This window comes from Thermococcus sp. ES12 (assembly GCF_012027515.1).
Classification (GTDB): Archaea; Methanobacteriota_B; Thermococci; order Thermococcales; family Thermococcaceae; genus Thermococcus; species Thermococcus barossii.
In genome coordinates this window covers 1-438 of the sequence record NZ_SNUP01000078.1, presented here as the reverse complement: position 1 = coordinate 438, position 438 = coordinate 1, and the positions used below count along the sequence as shown (strand labels likewise).

The 438-nt window shown below is 37.0% G+C and carries 2 pseudogenes; both read left to right on the top strand.

Annotated elements, in window-relative coordinates:
* Positions 1 to 153 (top strand): annotated as a pseudogene (locus E3E37_RS11125) (indolepyruvate ferredoxin oxidoreductase subunit beta); the annotation flags it as partial.
* Positions 154 to 191: 38 nt separating this feature from the next.
* Positions 192 to 438 (top strand): annotated as a pseudogene (locus tag E3E37_RS11120) (hypothetical protein); the annotation flags it as partial.

Here is a 438-nt window from a genome sequence, read left to right as displayed (position 1 = left end):
ATTGGAGCACTCACACAGACACCAGGCTTTCCACTTTCAGAGGAGCATGTCAAGGAAGTAATTAGGCTCAGCGTTCCAAAGAAGGCAGTTGATGTTAACATGAAGGCCTTCGAGCTTGGTGTCAAGGCTGCCAAGGAATTACTTGGACTCTAACGAAAGCTTTTTATTTTTCCATATCCAATTTTTAATCAATGCAATTGGTAAGAAAATGCACTCTTGCTGATAATATAAAACTGTTTTCTACTGAAGACTCAATTGTCTTAGTTGATAGAAAAGTACACTACCTTTTTGAGTGGGTTGACTATTATATTGAAGTCTTAGATGGGGACTTTGAAATTTTCTTTGGCAATGAAAAAGCCGAAAAGATTTCTGATAAGCTCTTTAAGTTCACATTCAGGAACTATATTGGAAAGTCCAGGCTTGAAATCAAGAAAAAGA